Origin of the sequence: Verrucosispora sp. WMMD573, assembly GCF_027497175.1 — a bacterium.
In the GTDB taxonomy this organism is placed as follows: domain Bacteria; phylum Actinomycetota; class Actinomycetes; order Mycobacteriales; family Micromonosporaceae; genus Micromonospora.
Map to the genome: position 1 here is coordinate 4,666,484 of NZ_CP114901.1, position 14,742 is coordinate 4,681,225.

Sequence of the window (14,742 nt, forward strand, 5' to 3'; positions counted from 1 at the left end):
CGCTCACCGGACCCCGCTCGTGGCGTGCGGCCGCGTCGGGCGTGCCAGCGGCTCACCGCGTACGGCCACGGCGCCGACCAGCCGCACGTCGGTCGCGGACCGCCCGACCAGCACGGTGTGGGTGGCGTCCTCCACCACGAAGCTGCCCGCGTCGGCGTCCCACCAGCTCAGCTCGGCGGTGTGCAGCCGCAGCGTGACGGTGCGCCGCTCGCCGGGGGCGAGGACGATCCGGGCGAAGTCGCGCAGTTGCCGCAGGGGCTGCTTCACCCGGGAGCGCCGTTGCCGGGTGTAGAGCTGCACCACCTCCACGCCGGGGCGGTCACTGGTGTTGGTGACGTCCACGCTCACCTCGACGTCCTCGCCGACGGTGACGGAGGTGGCGCTCAGCCGCAGATCGCGGTAGTCGAACTCGGCGTAGGACAGGCCGTGCCCGAACGGGTACAGCGGTTCACCCCGGTAGTACAGGTAGGTGGAGTCCGCGCCGATCACGTCGTAGTCGAGCAGGTCGGGCAGTTCGGCGGTGTCGGCGTACCAGGTCTGGGTGAGCCGGCCACCGGGGTCGACGTCGCCGAGCAGCACCTCGGCCAGGGCACGACCGTGTTCCTGCCCGCCGTGGGCCGACCAGAGCACCGCCGGCAGCTGCCGCTGCGCCCAGCCCAGGGCGTACGGGTAGCTGCTGGTCACCACCAGCACGGTGCGCGGGTTGGCGGCGTGCACGGCACGCAGCATCGCCTCCTGCCGGGCCGGCAGGGCCAGGTCGCGGCGGTCCTCGGTCTCGCGTCCGTTGACCATCGGGTGGTTACCCAACGTCACCACCGCCACGTCGGCGGCGGCAGCCAGCTCGGCGGCCTGGGCCGCGCCGTCGCAGACCACGTCGATGCCGAAGCCGGTGGCGGCCCTCCGGTCGTCGTCGACTCGCAGCCGGCCGTGTTCGTCGACGGTGACGTACCGGTCGGTGGCCAGGTGGCGCAGCAGCACGGTGCCGTCGGGCAGCGGGTCGAACTGGAAGGTTTCCCGGACCACCCAGCCGCCGGGACCCGGCCGGTCGTTGACCAGTGCGCCGTCGTCGTCGACGCCGACGTGGCGGCCGTTGCCGACGGCCCGCAACGCGATCGTGTCCCGACCCCAGTCGAACACGTCGAACGAGGCCGGGTCGACGCCGACGCTGAGCGGGCCGCCCCCCGCCTCGTCGCTGCACTGCACGTAACGGTCACCCACCCGCAACGTGATCCGGTCGGCGCCGGCATGGGTGGTTACCGTAGGCAGCCGCTGCGCCAACCCCTGGACGGTGCTTATCGCGTACGGCAGGGTGCCGCTGTACCAGTCGGTGTGCACGGTGTCGGCGAGCGGACCGAGCACCGCGATCCGCAGGCCGGGCGTGAGCGGCAGCAGCCCACGGTTGCGCAGCAGCACGACGGACTGCCGGGCGGCTGACCGGGCCAGGTCGCGGTGCGCCGGGCAGTCGATCACCTCCGGGCCGGTCGCGGCGTACGGGTCGGTGTGTGGTGGATCGAGGTCGCCCAGGCGCAGCCGGACGGTCAGCACCCGGCGGACCGCCCGGTCCACGTCGGACTCGGTGATCAGTCCACGGTTCAGGGCTTCGGTGAGGTACCGGCGGGTGGGTGCGCTGTCGGCGTCGTCCTCGGTGAAGCTGTCGATCCCGGCGCGTAGCGCCGCGGCGAACCCCTCGACGTGGTCGGGCAGGTGGCCCTGCACCCCGGCGATGTTGCTCACCGCCCCCGCGTCGCCGACGACCAGAACCTCGCCGGGCGCCCACCGGCGCAGCTCAGCGTCGATCAGCGGGCTCAGGTGCGCCGGCACCCCGTCGACCAGGTTGTAGGCGGCCATCGCGGCGACCGCCGCGTCGGCGGCGAGGGGAGCGCGGAACGCCGGCAGTTCGTACTCGTGCAGCACCCTCGGTGGCAGGTCGCTGGAGGTGGTGGCCCGGTCGGTCTCGTTGTTGTAGCCGAGGAAGTGCTTGACCGTGGGGGCGGTACGCAGCCGCTGCGGATGCCCGCCACGGAGTCCTTCGGCGTAGGCGGTGGCGAGTCGGCCGGTCAGCCACGGGTCCTCCGACCAGCCTTCCTCGTTGCGTCCCCAGCGGGGGTCGCGTAGCGGGTTGACCACCGGCGCCCACACGTTGAGGCCGACGCGCTGCGGGTCGGCGTGGTGCTTGGCGCGTACCTCGGCGCCGACGGCGTCGCCGACGGCGCGTACCAGGTCGGGGTTCCAGCTGCTGGCCAGGCCGACGGCCTGGGGGAAGACGGTCGCCGGGCCGAGCCAGGCGACGCCGTGCAGCGCCTCGGTGCCGGTGCGGAAGCCGGGCAGGCCGAGCCGGGGGACGGGGGCCTGCCACTGGTGCAGCAGCCCGATCTTCTCCGGCAGGGTGAGCCGGGTCAGCAGGTCGTCGACCCGGTCCCGGATCGGGGGCATGGTGCGGTCGGTCATGGTGGATCGCCTTCCAGTGCCCGGCGCGCCGGAGGTCGAAGCGCTTCGACGGCGGATGGCCGAGCGGCCTCGCAGGTCATGGTGGGGTGACGGTCGTCGGCCCGGACGCTGGCGAAGCGCTTCGACAAACCGTGGAAAGCAAGCCGCCCCGGGTGCCCGTGCGGAGCGGCTCGCTTCGAGGTTGGCACCTGGGGCGGGTCGGGTCAAGACTCCGACCGGCCGAGCTGGCATCGATCGGAGACGCTGCCCGCCGGCTCAGTGCACGGGCAGCCGTCCGGCCTCGACGGTGGCCAGGGCGGCGGTGGCGCCGCCGAGCGCGGCGGCCGTGTCCAGGGTGGAGGCTTCCAGCCGGCAGCCGCCGGCGCCCGGGGTGTGGGCGCGGGCGGCCAACTCCGAGCGGGCCGCCGGCAGCAGCCAGGGCGCCAGGGTGGCGAGATGGTCGCCGAGCACGACCGTCTCCGGGTTGAGCAGGTCGGCCAGAACGGCGACACCGCGGCCCAGGTGCCGGCCGACCTCGGCCAGGCCGCTGCACACGCCCGGGTCGTCCTGCCGGGCCAGCGCCACGATCCGCGTCAACTCCGGCAGATAGTCGAGCACCGGACCGTCGGCCTCGGCGTCGGGCAGCAGCCGGCGTACCACGGCGGGCAGGCCGACCAGGGCGGTCAGGCAGCCGTGGGCGCCGCAGGCGCACGACGGCCCGGTCGGTTCCAGCGACAGGTGCCCGACAGCCCCGGCGAAGCCGCGCCCGCCGCGTAGCAGCCGTCCGGCGGCGATGATGCCGGCGTCGACGGTGAGCCCGCCGGTCAGGTGAACCAGGTCGGTGGTGCCCGCGTACGGGCCGTGCCGCTGCTCGGCGAGGGCGGCGAGGTTGGCGACGCTGTCGACCGTGACGGCGAACTCCGGATCCCGCAGGATGGCGCGCAGTTCCGTCGCGACCGGCACGTCCCGCCAGCCCAGGGCGCTGGCCAGTGGCACCGCGCCGGACGGGTCGACCAGTCCGGGCACGCCGACGGTGAGGCCCAGCACGGTGCGGCCCTGGGCGGTGACCCGCCCGACCGCGCGCCGGGCCAGCGCGGCCAGGGCGCGCAGCGTCTCGGTGGGGGGCACGGTGGTCGCGGCGAAGGCCCGCCGCCAGGTCAGCAGCCGGTTGCCGCCGAGGTCGATGGCGACGGCCACCAGCTCGTCGGGGCCGACCTGCAGGCCCAGCGCGGCGTACGGCTCACCGTCGAGGACCAGCATGGTGGCGGGTCGGCCGACCCGGTTCTCGGTGAGCCCGGTCTCGCGGACCAGCCGCTGGTCGATCAGCTCGGTCACCAGGCTGGAGACGGTGGCCTTGTTCAGGCCGGTGCGGGCGGCGATGTCGGCGCGGGAGCAGGGGGCGTGCAGGCGGACGTGCCGCAGCACCACCGCACGGTTGGCGACGCGTACGTCACCGAGGTCGGTCGGCTGCGGTTCGTTGTGGATGCTGATCACGATCTGCCCGCTCCCTGCGCCGTGTCGCGGCGCGCGTCCATCATCGCGTACCGCGCTGGCAGGACCGACCAGGCCGCCAGCTCTGTCTTGTGGGACGGATCACCGTCGATTAGTTTGTTCGGCTAGAACCCCAACTAATCCTAGCCCGAGCGTTCAGCTCCGCAAACCGTTACCGACAACGAAGGGAGTGCGCCGTGAAGCCTTCCCTGCCGAGCGCATCCACCGACCGACGGACCATGCTGCGGCTGCTCGGCCTCGGCGTCGCCGCGACCGTCGGCGGCACCACCCTGGCCGGGTGCAGCAAGGAGGCCGGCAGCCAGGGAAGCGCCACCGGCGCCGACGCCATCCGCTCGGTCCTGCCCACCTACCAGCGGGTCGAGCTGCTCAAGCCCGACATCCCCGGCGAAGGGCCGATCCCGGACGGCTACCTGAACTACCCCACCCAGTTGGTCGACGCCGTCACCGAGGCACCTGGTCGCGGCGGCCCGCCGATCCGCACCATGAGCCCCTGGTGGGGACCGGCCCCACCGCCGTTGGGCCGCAACGCCTACCTGGCGGCGGTCAACGGCAGGCTCGGCGTCGAGGTGGAGCCGAGCCTGCAGGACGGCAACACCTACGCCGACAAGCTCAATGCCATGCTCGGGGCCCGCGACGTGCCCGATCTGCTCAGCGCGCCGAACTGGGAGATCGACAAGGTCGCCCGGTTCTCCGACGCGGTCAAGGCGCTGTTCACCGACCTCACCGATCACCTCAAGGGCGACGCCGCCGCCAAATACCCGTACCTGGCCTCGCTGCCGACCGGCGCCTGGGAGTACTCGGTGTGGGGCGGGCGACTGTACGCGGTGCCGTTTCCCACCGACGGTCCGTTCGCCTACGCGTTGTTCCACCGACGGGACCTGCTCGCTCCGGCCGGCCTGGCCGCGCCGACCAATCCCGATGAACTGTACGAGTTCGGTAAGAAGGCCACCGACCCGGCCAAAGGGGTGTGGGCCTTCGGCAGCGTCTTCGAGATGGTCCAGCAGTTCTTCGGTTGCCAGCAGACCTGGCGCAAGAAGCCCGACGGCGGCCTGGAGCACAAGTTCGAGAACCCGGCGTTCGCCGCCGCATTGGAATTCACCGCGCGGCTGTTCAACGAGGGACTGGTGCATCCGGAGACGGTGGCCAGCAAGGGCGCCGACGAGAAGCAGCTGTTCAAGGCCGGGAAGATCCTGATGTATCAGGACGGGCTCGGCGCCTGGCAGGGCATGCAGAGCGAACGGGTCAAGGAACTGCCCACCTTCGACATGCAGCCGTTGCCGGTCTTCGGGGCCAGCGGCGCCCAACCGGTCATCTGGGGCAGCGAGAAGCCGGTCTTCTACACCTTCCTGAAAAAGGATCTCGCTCCCGAGCGGGTCGAGGAGTTGCTCGGCGTACTCAACTGGTGTGCTGCGCCCTTCGGCAGCCGGGAGTTCGAGCTGCGTGAGTACGGCGCGGAAGGCGAACACTTCACCCGCGCCGCCGACGGCACACCGGCCCCGACCGAGCTGGGCCGTAAGGAACTCGGCGCCCAGTACACCCACATCGGTGGCCGAGTGCCGGTCAAGGTGCGCAGCGGCGACACCCCGAACTACGTGCAGGACTACATCGGCTACTACCGCAAGCACCTGGACTCGATGGAGAAGGACCTGTTCGCCGGGATCAAGCTGGAACTGCCGGCGAACTGGTCGAAGATCATCCAGCCGACCGACGATAAGATCCGCGACATTGTGCGGGGCCGCCGCCCGGTCAGCGACCTTGAACAGGTCCGCAAGGAGTTCCTCGACTCCGGCGGCGAGGAGGGGCGCGCCTTCTTCGAGAAGGCGCTCGCCGACAACGGCCGGTGAGCATGCCCACGCCGCACCGCGGAGCGCGCGCATGAACGCTCCCACCGTCACACCGACGCCCGGCCGCCCGTCCCCGGCCGGGCGTCGGCCACCGCGTCGTGACCGACCCGGCCGGCGTACCCTGCGGGCCCGGTTGCGCCGCGACTGGCCGCTGCTGGCGATGACCGCGCCAGCGGCGACGTTGCTGCTGGTCTTCCACTACCTGCCGACACTGGGCAACATCATCGCCTTCCAGGACTACAACCCGTTCGTCGGTGACGATCCGCTCGCCGCCTTCCTGCACAGCGAGTGGATCGGTTTCGGAAACTTCGAGGCGCTCTTCCGCGATCCGTTGTTCTGGGACGCGGTCCGCAACACCCTGAGCATCACCGCCTTCCAACTCGTGTTCTTCTTCCCGCTGCCGATCCTGTTGGCCATCATGCTCAACAGCATCGTGTCGGGCCGGGTGCGCGGCTTCGTGCAGAGCGTGGTCTACCTGCCACACTTCTTCAGCTGGGTGCTGGTGGTGACGTTCTTCGTGCAGATGCTCGGCGGGGCCGGGCTGCTGGCCCAGGAGATGCGCCAGGCCGGCCACGAGCCGTGGGAGATCATGACCAACCCGGACACGTTCATCGTCCTGGTCACCGCCGAAGCCGTGTGGAAGGACCTCGGCTGGGGCGCGATCGTCTTCCTGGCCGCGCTGTCGGCCATCGACCCGAACCTGTACGAGGCGGCGGCGGCCGACGGCGCCGGCCGCTGGCGGCGGCTGTGGCACATCACCCTGCCCGGTCTGCGGCCGGTGATCGTGCTGCTGCTCATCATGCGGCTCGGCGACGCGCTCTCGGTCGGCTTCGAACAGTTCATCCTGCAACGCGAGGCCGTCGGTCGGGAAGCCGCCGAGGTGCTCGACACGTTCGTCTACTACCAGGCCATCAGCACCCAGCAGTGGGGGCTCGGCGCCGCGGCGGGCCTGTTCAAAGCGGTGGTCGGCCTGGCGCTGATCCTCACCGCGAACAAGATCGCGCACCGGCTCGGCGAGCAGGGGGTGTACTCCAAGTCATGACCGCACAGCTCAGCGACGCCGGCCCGGTACCGGCGGCACCGGCCACGGCGGGTGCCGCCGGACCGCCTCGGCCACGACGACGGTCCGGCCGAGCGGTGTGGGAGGGACCGCCGTCGGTGCCGGGGACCGTGGCCAAGGCGGTCGTGCTCACCCTGCTGGTGGCGGCGGTGCTGGTGCCGCTGTGGGCGGTGCTCGTCACCAGCCTGGCCTCGCGGGGCACCATCGACGACGCGGGCGGCATGGTGATGGTGCCCCGGGAGATCGACCCGTCGGCGTACATCACCATCTTCAGCGGCGGCGACGTCACCCGGGCGGTGTGGATCAGCACCCTGATCACCGTGCTCGGCACCACGGTCAGCCTGGTGCTCACCGTGCTGGCCGCATACGGGCTGTCCCGGCCCGGCTCGGTCGCCCACCGCAGCCTGCTCTTCTACTTCCTGCTCACGTTCCTGATCTTTCCCGGGTTGGTACCGAGTTACCTGGTGGTCACCGGTCTGGGGCTCAAGGACAGCATCTGGGCGCTGATCCTGCCCAGCGCCATCAGCGTGTTCAACCTGGTGGTGATCCGGGCGTTCTTCATGAACGTGCCGGCGGAACTGCTCGACAGCGCCCGCATCGACGGCGCAGGCGAGCTGCGTATCCTGACCCGGATCGTGCTGCCGCTGTCGAGGGCGGTGATCGCCGTGGTCGGGCTCTTCTACGCCGTCGGCTACTGGAACGCCTACTTCAACGCGGTGCTCTACATCGACTCCAACGACAAGTTCCCGCTGCAGCGGGTGCTACAGAGCTACATCCTGGCCGGGCAGTCACCCAACGTCTCCGGCGCGGCGGTGAGCCTGCCCGGGGTCACCGCGTACCCGCCGACGCTCGCGGTCAAGATGGCGGTGGTGGTGGTGACGGTGATCCCGGCGGTGATCATCTATCCGTTCGTGCAGCGGCACTTCACCAAGGGCGTGATCACCGGCGCGGTGAAGGGCTGACCCCCGTACCCGCGCGGCACCCGACTCCGTCCAGTCGGGCGCCGCGCGGCTACGGTCAGCCCGACGCGGGGAAGAGCCCCGCGAAGGGCACGACGGTCACCGCCGCACCGTTGAGCAGTGACCGGGCCGGTCGGTCGGCGTCGCCGACCCCCGCGAGCGCCAGCTGCCCCACCAGCAGCGGCCCCCGGGTCTGGATCCGCAACTCGTCGCCGTCGCGGACCGCCTCGATGATCGTGTCGCCGGCCACGTCGTGCACGACGGTCCGCCCGTCCACCGCGCCCCAGCAGACCAGCGTGACCTCCCGGAACGGCCCGTCACCGACCATGGCCTGCGGCGCGACCAGCGGCAGCAGCGCGCCCCGGCGCACGTACAGCGGCATCCGCGACAGCGGCACCCGCACCCGCAGGTGCCGGCCACCCGGATACAGCTCGCCGGTGGCGGCGTCGAACCAATCGTCGTCGACGGGCAGGTATACGTCCCGCACCCCGGAGGCGTCGGTGACCGGCGCGACCAGCAGATCTGTCCCGAGGCGGTACTGCAGGTCGGTCGTCCAGGCCGTCGGATCCTGCGGGGTGTCGACAAGCAGGGCCCGCATCATCGGTACGCCGGTGCGGGCTGCCTGCACGGCCGCCGACCACAGGTACGGCATCAACCGGTAGCGCAGCCGCAACGCGGCCACCGCGAGTCGTTCCGCCTCGGCCGGGAACTCCCACGGCAGCCGGCTGGTGGTGCCGTGCAGCCGCACCAGCGGCGACAGTGCCCCGAACTGTGACCAGCGTACGTACAGGTCGGGTTTCGGGGTGCCGTGGAAGCCGCCGGTGTCGTGGCTCCAGAACGGCACCCCGGACAGGCCGTGCGACAGGCCCCCACGCAGCGTGCTGGCCAGGGCCGGCCAGGTGGCGTTGACGTCGCCGCTCCACTGCGCGCTGTGCCGCTGCCCGCCGAGGTACGACGAGCGCGCCCACACCGCCCGGTGGCCGGCCACCTCCTCGGTGACGCCGGCGACCACGTCGTTGAACAGCAGGGCGTAGACGTTGTGCAGCTCGACGCCGCTCATCCCGTTGTGGGCCACCGCGTCGGCGGGCACCCCCTCGGCGAAGTCGGTCTTGAACACCGCCACGCCCTGTCGCAGCAGCGGCCGCAGCAGCCCGGTGAACCAGTCGACCGCCGCCGGGTTGGTCAGGTCCACGATGGCCGAGGCCGGGTAGCTGCCGTGCCACACGTCGGCGACGAACGTGCTGCCGTCGGGGCGCCGCAGGAAGTAGCCCGCCGCCTCGGCCTCGGCGTAGAGCGGGCTGGCCGTCATCAGGTAGGGATTCATCCAGAGGCAGACCCGGAAGCCCTGCTCGGACAGGGTCCGCAGCATCCCGGCCGGGTCGGGAAACGCCTCGGTGTCCCACCGCAGGTCCGACCAGTTGCCGGCGACCTGCCAGTAGCAGTCCAGGTGCAGCACGTCGCAGGGGATGTCGCGCTCGCGCAGCCGCCGGGCCCGCTCCAGCACTCGCTCCTGGCTGTCCGGGTAGAAGCCCGAGGAGACCCAGGTGCCGAAGGCCCAGCGCGGCGGCAGGTACGGCTGCCCGGTCAACTGTCGCAGCCGGTCCAACACCTCGGTGGGAGTCGGCCCGGCCAGCACGTAGTAGTCGAGCAGGTCGTCGGGGACCAGGATCTGCACCGCGCTGTGGGTGGACTGGCAGACGTCGAACTGCACCGGCAGCCCACTGTCGACCAGCACCCCGTAGCCCCGGTTGGACAGGTAGAACGGCACGTTCTTGTGCGCCCGGTCGGACTCACTGCCGAAGGCGTCGAAGTTCCACATCAGAGCCCGCTGGCCGCGCTTGTCCAGCGGGGTGAACTTCTCGCCGAAGCCGACGAACCGCTCGTCGCCGGGGGCGACGAAGCTCTCGTGCCAGGCGACCCGGACGCCGTCGGTGGTGGAGTGGCCGAACGGGAGGGTACGTTGCCGGCCGCTGATGTCGACCGTGCCCGGATCCTGCTCCAGCAGCAGCGAGCCGTCGGGGCGCAGGAACCGGATGTGCCACGGGTCGAGCCGGATCTCGGCGACCAGCGCGCCGGCGTCGATGCGCAGCTGCCGGTCGTCAACGGCGACGGTGGCCGGGTGGGGACGGGGCTGCACCAGCGGCATCAGTCGGGCCGACCGGCTGCGGGCCTGCGGATCCTCGGCGAGCCGTACCCGGATCATGCCGTCGCCGGCGGCGTCGACGCGCACCACGGCGGTCACCCCGTCGGCCAGCACCGCCTTGACGGTCACGCCGTGGGCGTCGGTGCCGGCGATCTCGGCCCGGCTCACCATGGCCGGGCCACCCTCACCGGGGGTGCGCACCGGTAGGTCGGGTGGGTCGGCGACGAAGGTCTCGTAGGGCACCAACGGCGGTCGGTACGGCATCAGCTCTCCTCGGCGGCGTTCACGGCGGTGCCGACAGTTTCTTTAACTGCCCAACGAACTGTCAACGACGATGGTAAATATGGGCCGGCGGTGGGCTGTTGACATGGATCGGGATGATCCATAGTTTGGACACATCCTCAACTAAACCGGTGGGCTGGTGATGGTGGTGTGGACCGACGGCCCGCTCTGCTACGGCGGCGACTACAACCCCGAGCAGTGGCCGGCGCAGGTCTGGTCCGAGGACGTCGCGCTGATGCGCCAGGCCGGGGTCAATCTCGTCACCGTGGGGGTGTTCGCCTGGTCCCGGCTCGAACCGGCACCCGGCCGGTACACCTTCGGCTGGCTCGACCAGGTGCTCGACCTGCTGCACGCCGCTGGCGTACGGGTCGCCCTGGCCACCCCCACCGCCTCGCCGCCACCCTGGTTCTCCCTGGCCCACCCGGGCGCACTGCCCGTCACCGCCGAGGGGGTCCGGCTGCACCACGGCAGCCGGGACACCTACTGCGCCGCCACCCCGGCTTACCGGGATGCCGCGCTGCGCATCACCGCCGCCCTGGCCGACCGGTACGCCCACCACCCGGCGCTGGCCGGCTGGCACGTGCACAACGAGTACGGCACCACCTGCCACTGTGAGCACACCGCCCGGGCCTTCCGGCGCTGGCTGACCACCCGCCACGGTGACCTGGCCACTCTCAACGACGCCTGGGTCACCAGCTTCTGGAGCCAGCACTACTCCGACTGGGCGCAGATCAGCACCCCCCGGGCCACCCAGTACCTGCCCAACCCCGGCCACCTGCTCGACTTCCGCCGCTTCTGGTCGGAAACTCTGCTCGCCGCGTACACCGAGCAACGTGACCTGCTGCGGGCGGCGAACCCGGCGCTCACCATCACCACCAACTACGTGCTCGGCGACTGGGTGCCGGTCGACCACGCCCGCTGGGCCACCGAGGTGGACCTGGTCGCCGTCGACCACTACCCGTCCGCCGTCGACGGCGGCGCCGAGGAGCAGACCGCGCTCGCCGCCGACCTGGCCCGTGGCTGGGCCCGGCACGCCGCCGCCCACCGGCACCCCGGCCCGCCGTCCGGCGGTGCGGCATGGCTGCTGATGGAGAGCGCACCCAACCAGATCCACACCGCCGGACGGATGCACACGAAGGAACCGGGGCGGATGATGCGGCACAGCCTCGCCCACGTGGCCCGCGGCTCCCACGGCGCGATGTTCTTCCAGTGGCGGGCACCGGCCGGCGGTGCCGAACGCTTCCACTCCGCCCTGGTGCCGCACGCCGGCCCGGACAGCCGGGTGTTCCGGGAAACCGTCGCGCTCGGTGCCGCGCTGCGACAGCTCGGCGAGATCCGGGGCAGCGTCGAGGCGGCCGTGGCGCTCGTGGTCGACGCGGCCAGCGGCTGGGCGCTGCGCCACCCCGGTCTGCCGTCGGCCCTGCCGGACCACCACGACGAACTCGCCGCCGCGCACCGGGCCCTGTATCGCAGCGGGTACGCCTGCGACACCGTCACCCCGGGTGATCCGCTCGACGGTTACCGGCTGCTCGTCCTGCCCGCCCTCTACCTGGTCGACGAGGCCACCGCCGAATGGCTGCGCGGCTACGTCCACACCGGCGGCCACCTGCTGGTCACCTACCTCAGCGGCGTCGCCGACGAACACGCCCGGATACACCTCGGCGGCTATCCGGGCGCGCTGCGGGACCTGCTGGGCGTGTACGCCGAGGAGTTCTGTCCACTGGCCGTGGACGACCACGTCCGGCTCGACGGCGGCGGCACGGGGCGGATCTGGTCCGAGCGGCTGCGCCTGACCGGCGCCGACACCGTCACCTGCTACGTCGGGGGCGTACTCGACTCGTTGCCGGCCGTCACCCGGCACCGAATCGGCGCCGGCACCACCTGGTACCTCTCCACCCGCCCCGACGACACCTCCTACCGGCGGCTGCTCGACACCGCCGCCCGCGCGGCCGGCGTCACACCCGTCTGCCCCGACGCGCCCGAGGGGGTCGAGGCGGTACGTCGCCGCGACGGTGCGACGAGCTGGCTCTTCCTGCTCAACCACACCGGTCACGAGCAGCGTGTGCCGGCACGCGGAGTCGAGCTGCTCACCGCCACGTCGATCGAACGGGAGATCATCCTGGCATCCGGCGGCGTCGCGGTGCTCCGTGAGCACCGGATCGCGCCGCCCGGCTGACGGCAGCGCTCAGGCGGCGGCGACGGCGGCGCGGGAACGGTCGGCGGCGATCCGCACCGCCATCGCCGCCAGCACCGTGCCCATCAGCATCCGCTGTACGCGCAGCCACAGTGGCCGCCGGCCGAGGAAGCCGGCGATGCCACCGGCGGTGAGCACGATCAGCGTGTTCACCGTCAGCGCCACGGCGATCTGGGTGAGCCCGAGCAGCAGGCTCTGCCCGGCGACGTGGCCGCGTGCCGGGTCGATGAACTGCGGTAGCAGTGACACGTACAGGATGGCGATCTTCGGGTTGAGCAGGTTGGTGACCAGACCCATGGTGAACAGCCGCCGGGCCGGATCCGGCGGCAGGGGCGCCGGATCGAACGGCGACTGCCCGCCGGGGCGCAACGCCTGCCACGCCAGCCACAGCAGGTACGCCGCGCCGCCCAGCTTGACCGCCGTGTACAGCGCCGGCACCAGCACGAACACGGTGGCGATGCCGGCGACCGCCGCACCGAGGTAGACCGCGAACCCGGCGGCGACCCCGAGCAGCGAGATCAACCCGGCCCGTCGGCCCTGGGTCACCGACCGCGACACCAGGTAGACCATGTTCGGTCCCGGCGTCAGCACCATCCCGAGGGCGACCAACGCGATGCCGACGATTCCCGCCGTACTGACCATGCCCGTGACCCCCGTCCCACCGTGTCCGAGCCTAGGGCACCGGGGAATGCCGGTCGGGCCCGTGACGCTGCGCCTGAGGGAGATGGTGGTCACGTTACGGTTGGCCGGGGAGGTGGCGACGTTGGAGATGCGGTGGGAGGCGTCGGTCGAGGCGCAGATCCGGGCGGCGCAGGAGCGCGGCGAGTTCGACAACCTGCCCGGTGCGGGCAAGCCGATCGCCGGCCGGGGGACACCCTACGACGAGTCCTGGTGGATCAAGAGTTTCCTGGAGCGCGAACAGCTCCCGACGAACCTGTTGCTGCCCACTCCGCTGCTGCTGCGTCGCCGCATCGAGCGACTTCCCGACGAGGTCCGGGAACTGCCCACCGAGCAGGCGGTGCGGGCGGTCGTGGCCGACCTCAACGCCGAGGTGCTGGCCTGGCTGCGTAACCCGTCCGGGCCACGGGTGGTGGTGCGTCCGGTGAACGTCGACGAGGTGGTGCGCCGCTGGCAGGACGAGCGGCGCCCGGCGGCCCCGCCGACACCCGTGGCGGGACCGCCGCTGCCGCAACGACGGTCCTGGTTCCGCCGCCGTCGCCGGACCGCCTGACTCGCCCGAGCCACCGGCCGGTCGGCGAGGGCCGCCAATCCACGTGACCAGCGTTGCACCCGGAACTGGACGCGACGCAACACCGGTCACGTGACCGCCTTGTCCAGGGCTGGCACCTGGCGCACGGTCGGCTGTGGGTCCGCGCGGCACCCTGCCTTCATTAATGGATTTTCGTTACCGATTATCCATTAATGTTTTCTCTGGAATCGGACATAAGGTACGCACATCATAATGACTGTTAATGTGCGTAAGCAGTCAGGCTGGTGTGTTTGGTCGGGTGAACGGCCCATCCGGCCGGGCATAGGGTTGGCGGCATGGCGCTGCGGCTTGTTCAGGTGAACTTCAAGGCACGGGACGAATCAGCCCTCGGCCGGTTCTGGGCGGACGCACTCGGCTGGGGCGTCTCCATCGAGGAGCCCGGCGTGGTCAACGTCGAACCCGTGGACTTCGCCTGGCCGGACCCGAGCGCCGTCTGCATCGACGTCGTCATCGTGCCGGATCCGCAGACGGTGCGGTACCGCGTGCACCTCGACCTCGCCACCACCTCTGCGTCCCACCAGGCGGAGTTGGTCGGCCACCTGATGGATCTCGGCGCGACGCCCGCGGACGTGGGCCAGGGCGACGTCCCGTGGACGGTGCTGGCCGACCCGGAGGGCAACGTGTTCTGCGTGTTGGAGCCTCGGGAGATCTACCGGGACACCGGGCCGATCGCGGCGGTGGTGGTCGACTGCGCGGATCCGCGCGCCATGGCCCGCTTCTGGGGTGAGGCGACCGACTGGACGGTGCACGAGGTGACCGATGACCATGCTCGGTTACGGTCGGCCCAGGGCGTCGGACCGTACCTGGAGTTTCTCCGGACGTCGGGGCCGAGGAGTTGGTGGAGCCGGGTCCACCTCGACCTGAAGCCGTACTCCGGTGATGATCAGGCGACGGAGGTGACGCGGCTGGAGGCGCTCGGCGCCACGGCCGTCGACGTGGGCCAGGGCGACGTGTCGTGGCGGTGCCTCGCCGACCCCGAGGGCAACGACTTCTGCATCCTCGGCCCCGGCTGACGCCGAGCACCCAGCGGCCGAGCCGCCGCAGGGGCGCC

10 protein-coding genes are annotated in these 14,742 nt (G+C 71.6%); 6 read left to right on the forward strand and 4 right to left on the reverse strand.

Annotated features, from left to right (window positions below; translation table 11 throughout):
- Positions 1-3: 3 nt before the first annotated feature.
- Together O7601_RS21275 and O7601_RS21280 are read right to left on the reverse strand one after the other, a co-directional pair.
- Positions 4-2,448, reverse strand: a complete 2,445-nt coding sequence (locus O7601_RS21275; protein ID WP_281562848.1) for a glycoside hydrolase family 3 C-terminal domain-containing protein — start codon at positions 2,446-2,448, stop codon at positions 4-6.
- A 255-nt stretch (positions 2,449-2,703) separates the two neighbouring features.
- A complete protein-coding gene (locus O7601_RS21280) occupies positions 2,704-3,921 on the reverse strand; it encodes an ROK family transcriptional regulator (protein WP_281562849.1) in 1,218 nt (405 codons plus the stop codon).
- A 194-nt stretch (positions 3,922-4,115) separates the two neighbouring features.
- On the opposite strand from O7601_RS21280, the gene O7601_RS21285 reads away from it, so the two are divergent.
- Genes O7601_RS21285 through O7601_RS21295 form a run of 3 tightly spaced genes read left to right on the forward strand, consistent with a single transcriptional unit; the run spans position 4,116 to position 7,805 of the window.
- Positions 4,116-5,783 carry an extracellular solute-binding protein gene (locus O7601_RS21285; RefSeq protein ID WP_281562850.1) on the forward strand — a complete coding sequence of 556 codons (1,668 nt, stop codon included), beginning with the start codon at positions 4,116-4,118 and terminating at the stop codon, positions 5,781-5,783.
- 31 nt (positions 5,784-5,814) lie between these two features.
- Positions 5,815-6,825, forward strand: a complete 1,011-nt coding sequence (locus tag O7601_RS21290; RefSeq protein ID WP_281562851.1) for an ABC transporter permease subunit — start codon at positions 5,815-5,817, stop codon at positions 6,823-6,825.
- On the forward strand, positions 6,822-7,805 hold the full coding sequence (locus O7601_RS21295) for a carbohydrate ABC transporter permease (RefSeq protein ID WP_281562852.1): 984 nt from the start codon (positions 6,822-6,824) through the stop codon (positions 7,803-7,805). The genes O7601_RS21290 and O7601_RS21295 overlap by 4 nt, the downstream gene beginning before the upstream one ends.
- A 55-nt stretch (positions 7,806-7,860) precedes the next feature.
- Here the strand turns inward: O7601_RS21295 and O7601_RS21300 are convergent, their stop codons facing one another.
- Positions 7,861-10,209, reverse strand: a complete 2,349-nt coding sequence (locus O7601_RS21300; protein WP_281562853.1) for a TIM-barrel domain-containing protein — start codon at positions 10,207-10,209, stop codon at positions 7,861-7,863.
- 160 nt (positions 10,210-10,369) lie between these two features.
- Between O7601_RS21300 and O7601_RS21305 the strand changes: the two genes are divergently transcribed.
- Positions 10,370-12,403, forward strand: a complete 2,034-nt coding sequence (locus O7601_RS21305; RefSeq protein ID WP_281566999.1) for a beta-galactosidase — start codon at positions 10,370-10,372, stop codon at positions 12,401-12,403.
- A 9-nt stretch (positions 12,404-12,412) separates the two neighbouring features.
- Here O7601_RS21305 and O7601_RS21310 read toward each other — a convergent pair whose 3' ends face one another.
- Positions 12,413-13,063, reverse strand: a complete 651-nt coding sequence (locus O7601_RS21310; protein WP_281562854.1) for a LysE family translocator — start codon at positions 13,061-13,063, stop codon at positions 12,413-12,415.
- A gap of 61 nt (positions 13,064-13,124) precedes the next feature.
- Here O7601_RS21310 and O7601_RS21315 point away from each other — a divergent pair, with 61 nt between their 5' ends.
- Both O7601_RS21315 and O7601_RS21320 read left to right on the forward strand, forming a co-directional pair.
- Positions 13,125-13,652 (forward strand): DUF1992 domain-containing protein, encoded by a 528-nt coding sequence (locus O7601_RS21315; RefSeq protein ID WP_281562855.1) that lies wholly within the window; start codon positions 13,125-13,127, stop codon positions 13,650-13,652.
- 314 nt (positions 13,653-13,966) lie between these two features.
- Positions 13,967-14,704 (forward strand): VOC family protein, encoded by a 738-nt coding sequence (locus O7601_RS21320; RefSeq protein ID WP_281562856.1) that lies wholly within the window; start codon positions 13,967-13,969, stop codon positions 14,702-14,704.
- The last annotated feature ends 38 nt before the right edge of the window (positions 14,705-14,742 follow it).

Coding starts and splice junctions, on each gene's coding strand:
- O7601_RS21320 (WP_281562856.1), top strand. CDS start 13,967: ATGGCGCTGCGGCTTGTTCAGGTGAACTTCAAGGCACGGGACGAATCA.
- O7601_RS21290 (WP_281562851.1), top strand. CDS start 5,815: ATGAACGCTCCCACCGTCACACCGACGCCCGGCCGCCCGTCCCCGGCC.
- O7601_RS21275 (WP_281562848.1), bottom strand. CDS start 2,448: ATGACCGACCGCACCATGCCCCCGATCCGGGACCGGGTCGACGACCTG.
- O7601_RS21295 (WP_281562852.1), top strand. CDS start 6,822: ATGACCGCACAGCTCAGCGACGCCGGCCCGGTACCGGCGGCACCGGCC.
- O7601_RS21300 (WP_281562853.1), bottom strand. CDS start 10,209: ATGCCGTACCGACCGCCGTTGGTGCCCTACGAGACCTTCGTCGCCGAC.
- O7601_RS21310 (WP_281562854.1), bottom strand. CDS start 13,063: ATGGTCAGTACGGCGGGAATCGTCGGCATCGCGTTGGTCGCCCTCGGG.
- O7601_RS21305 (WP_281566999.1), top strand. CDS start 10,370: ATGGTGGTGTGGACCGACGGCCCGCTCTGCTACGGCGGCGACTACAAC.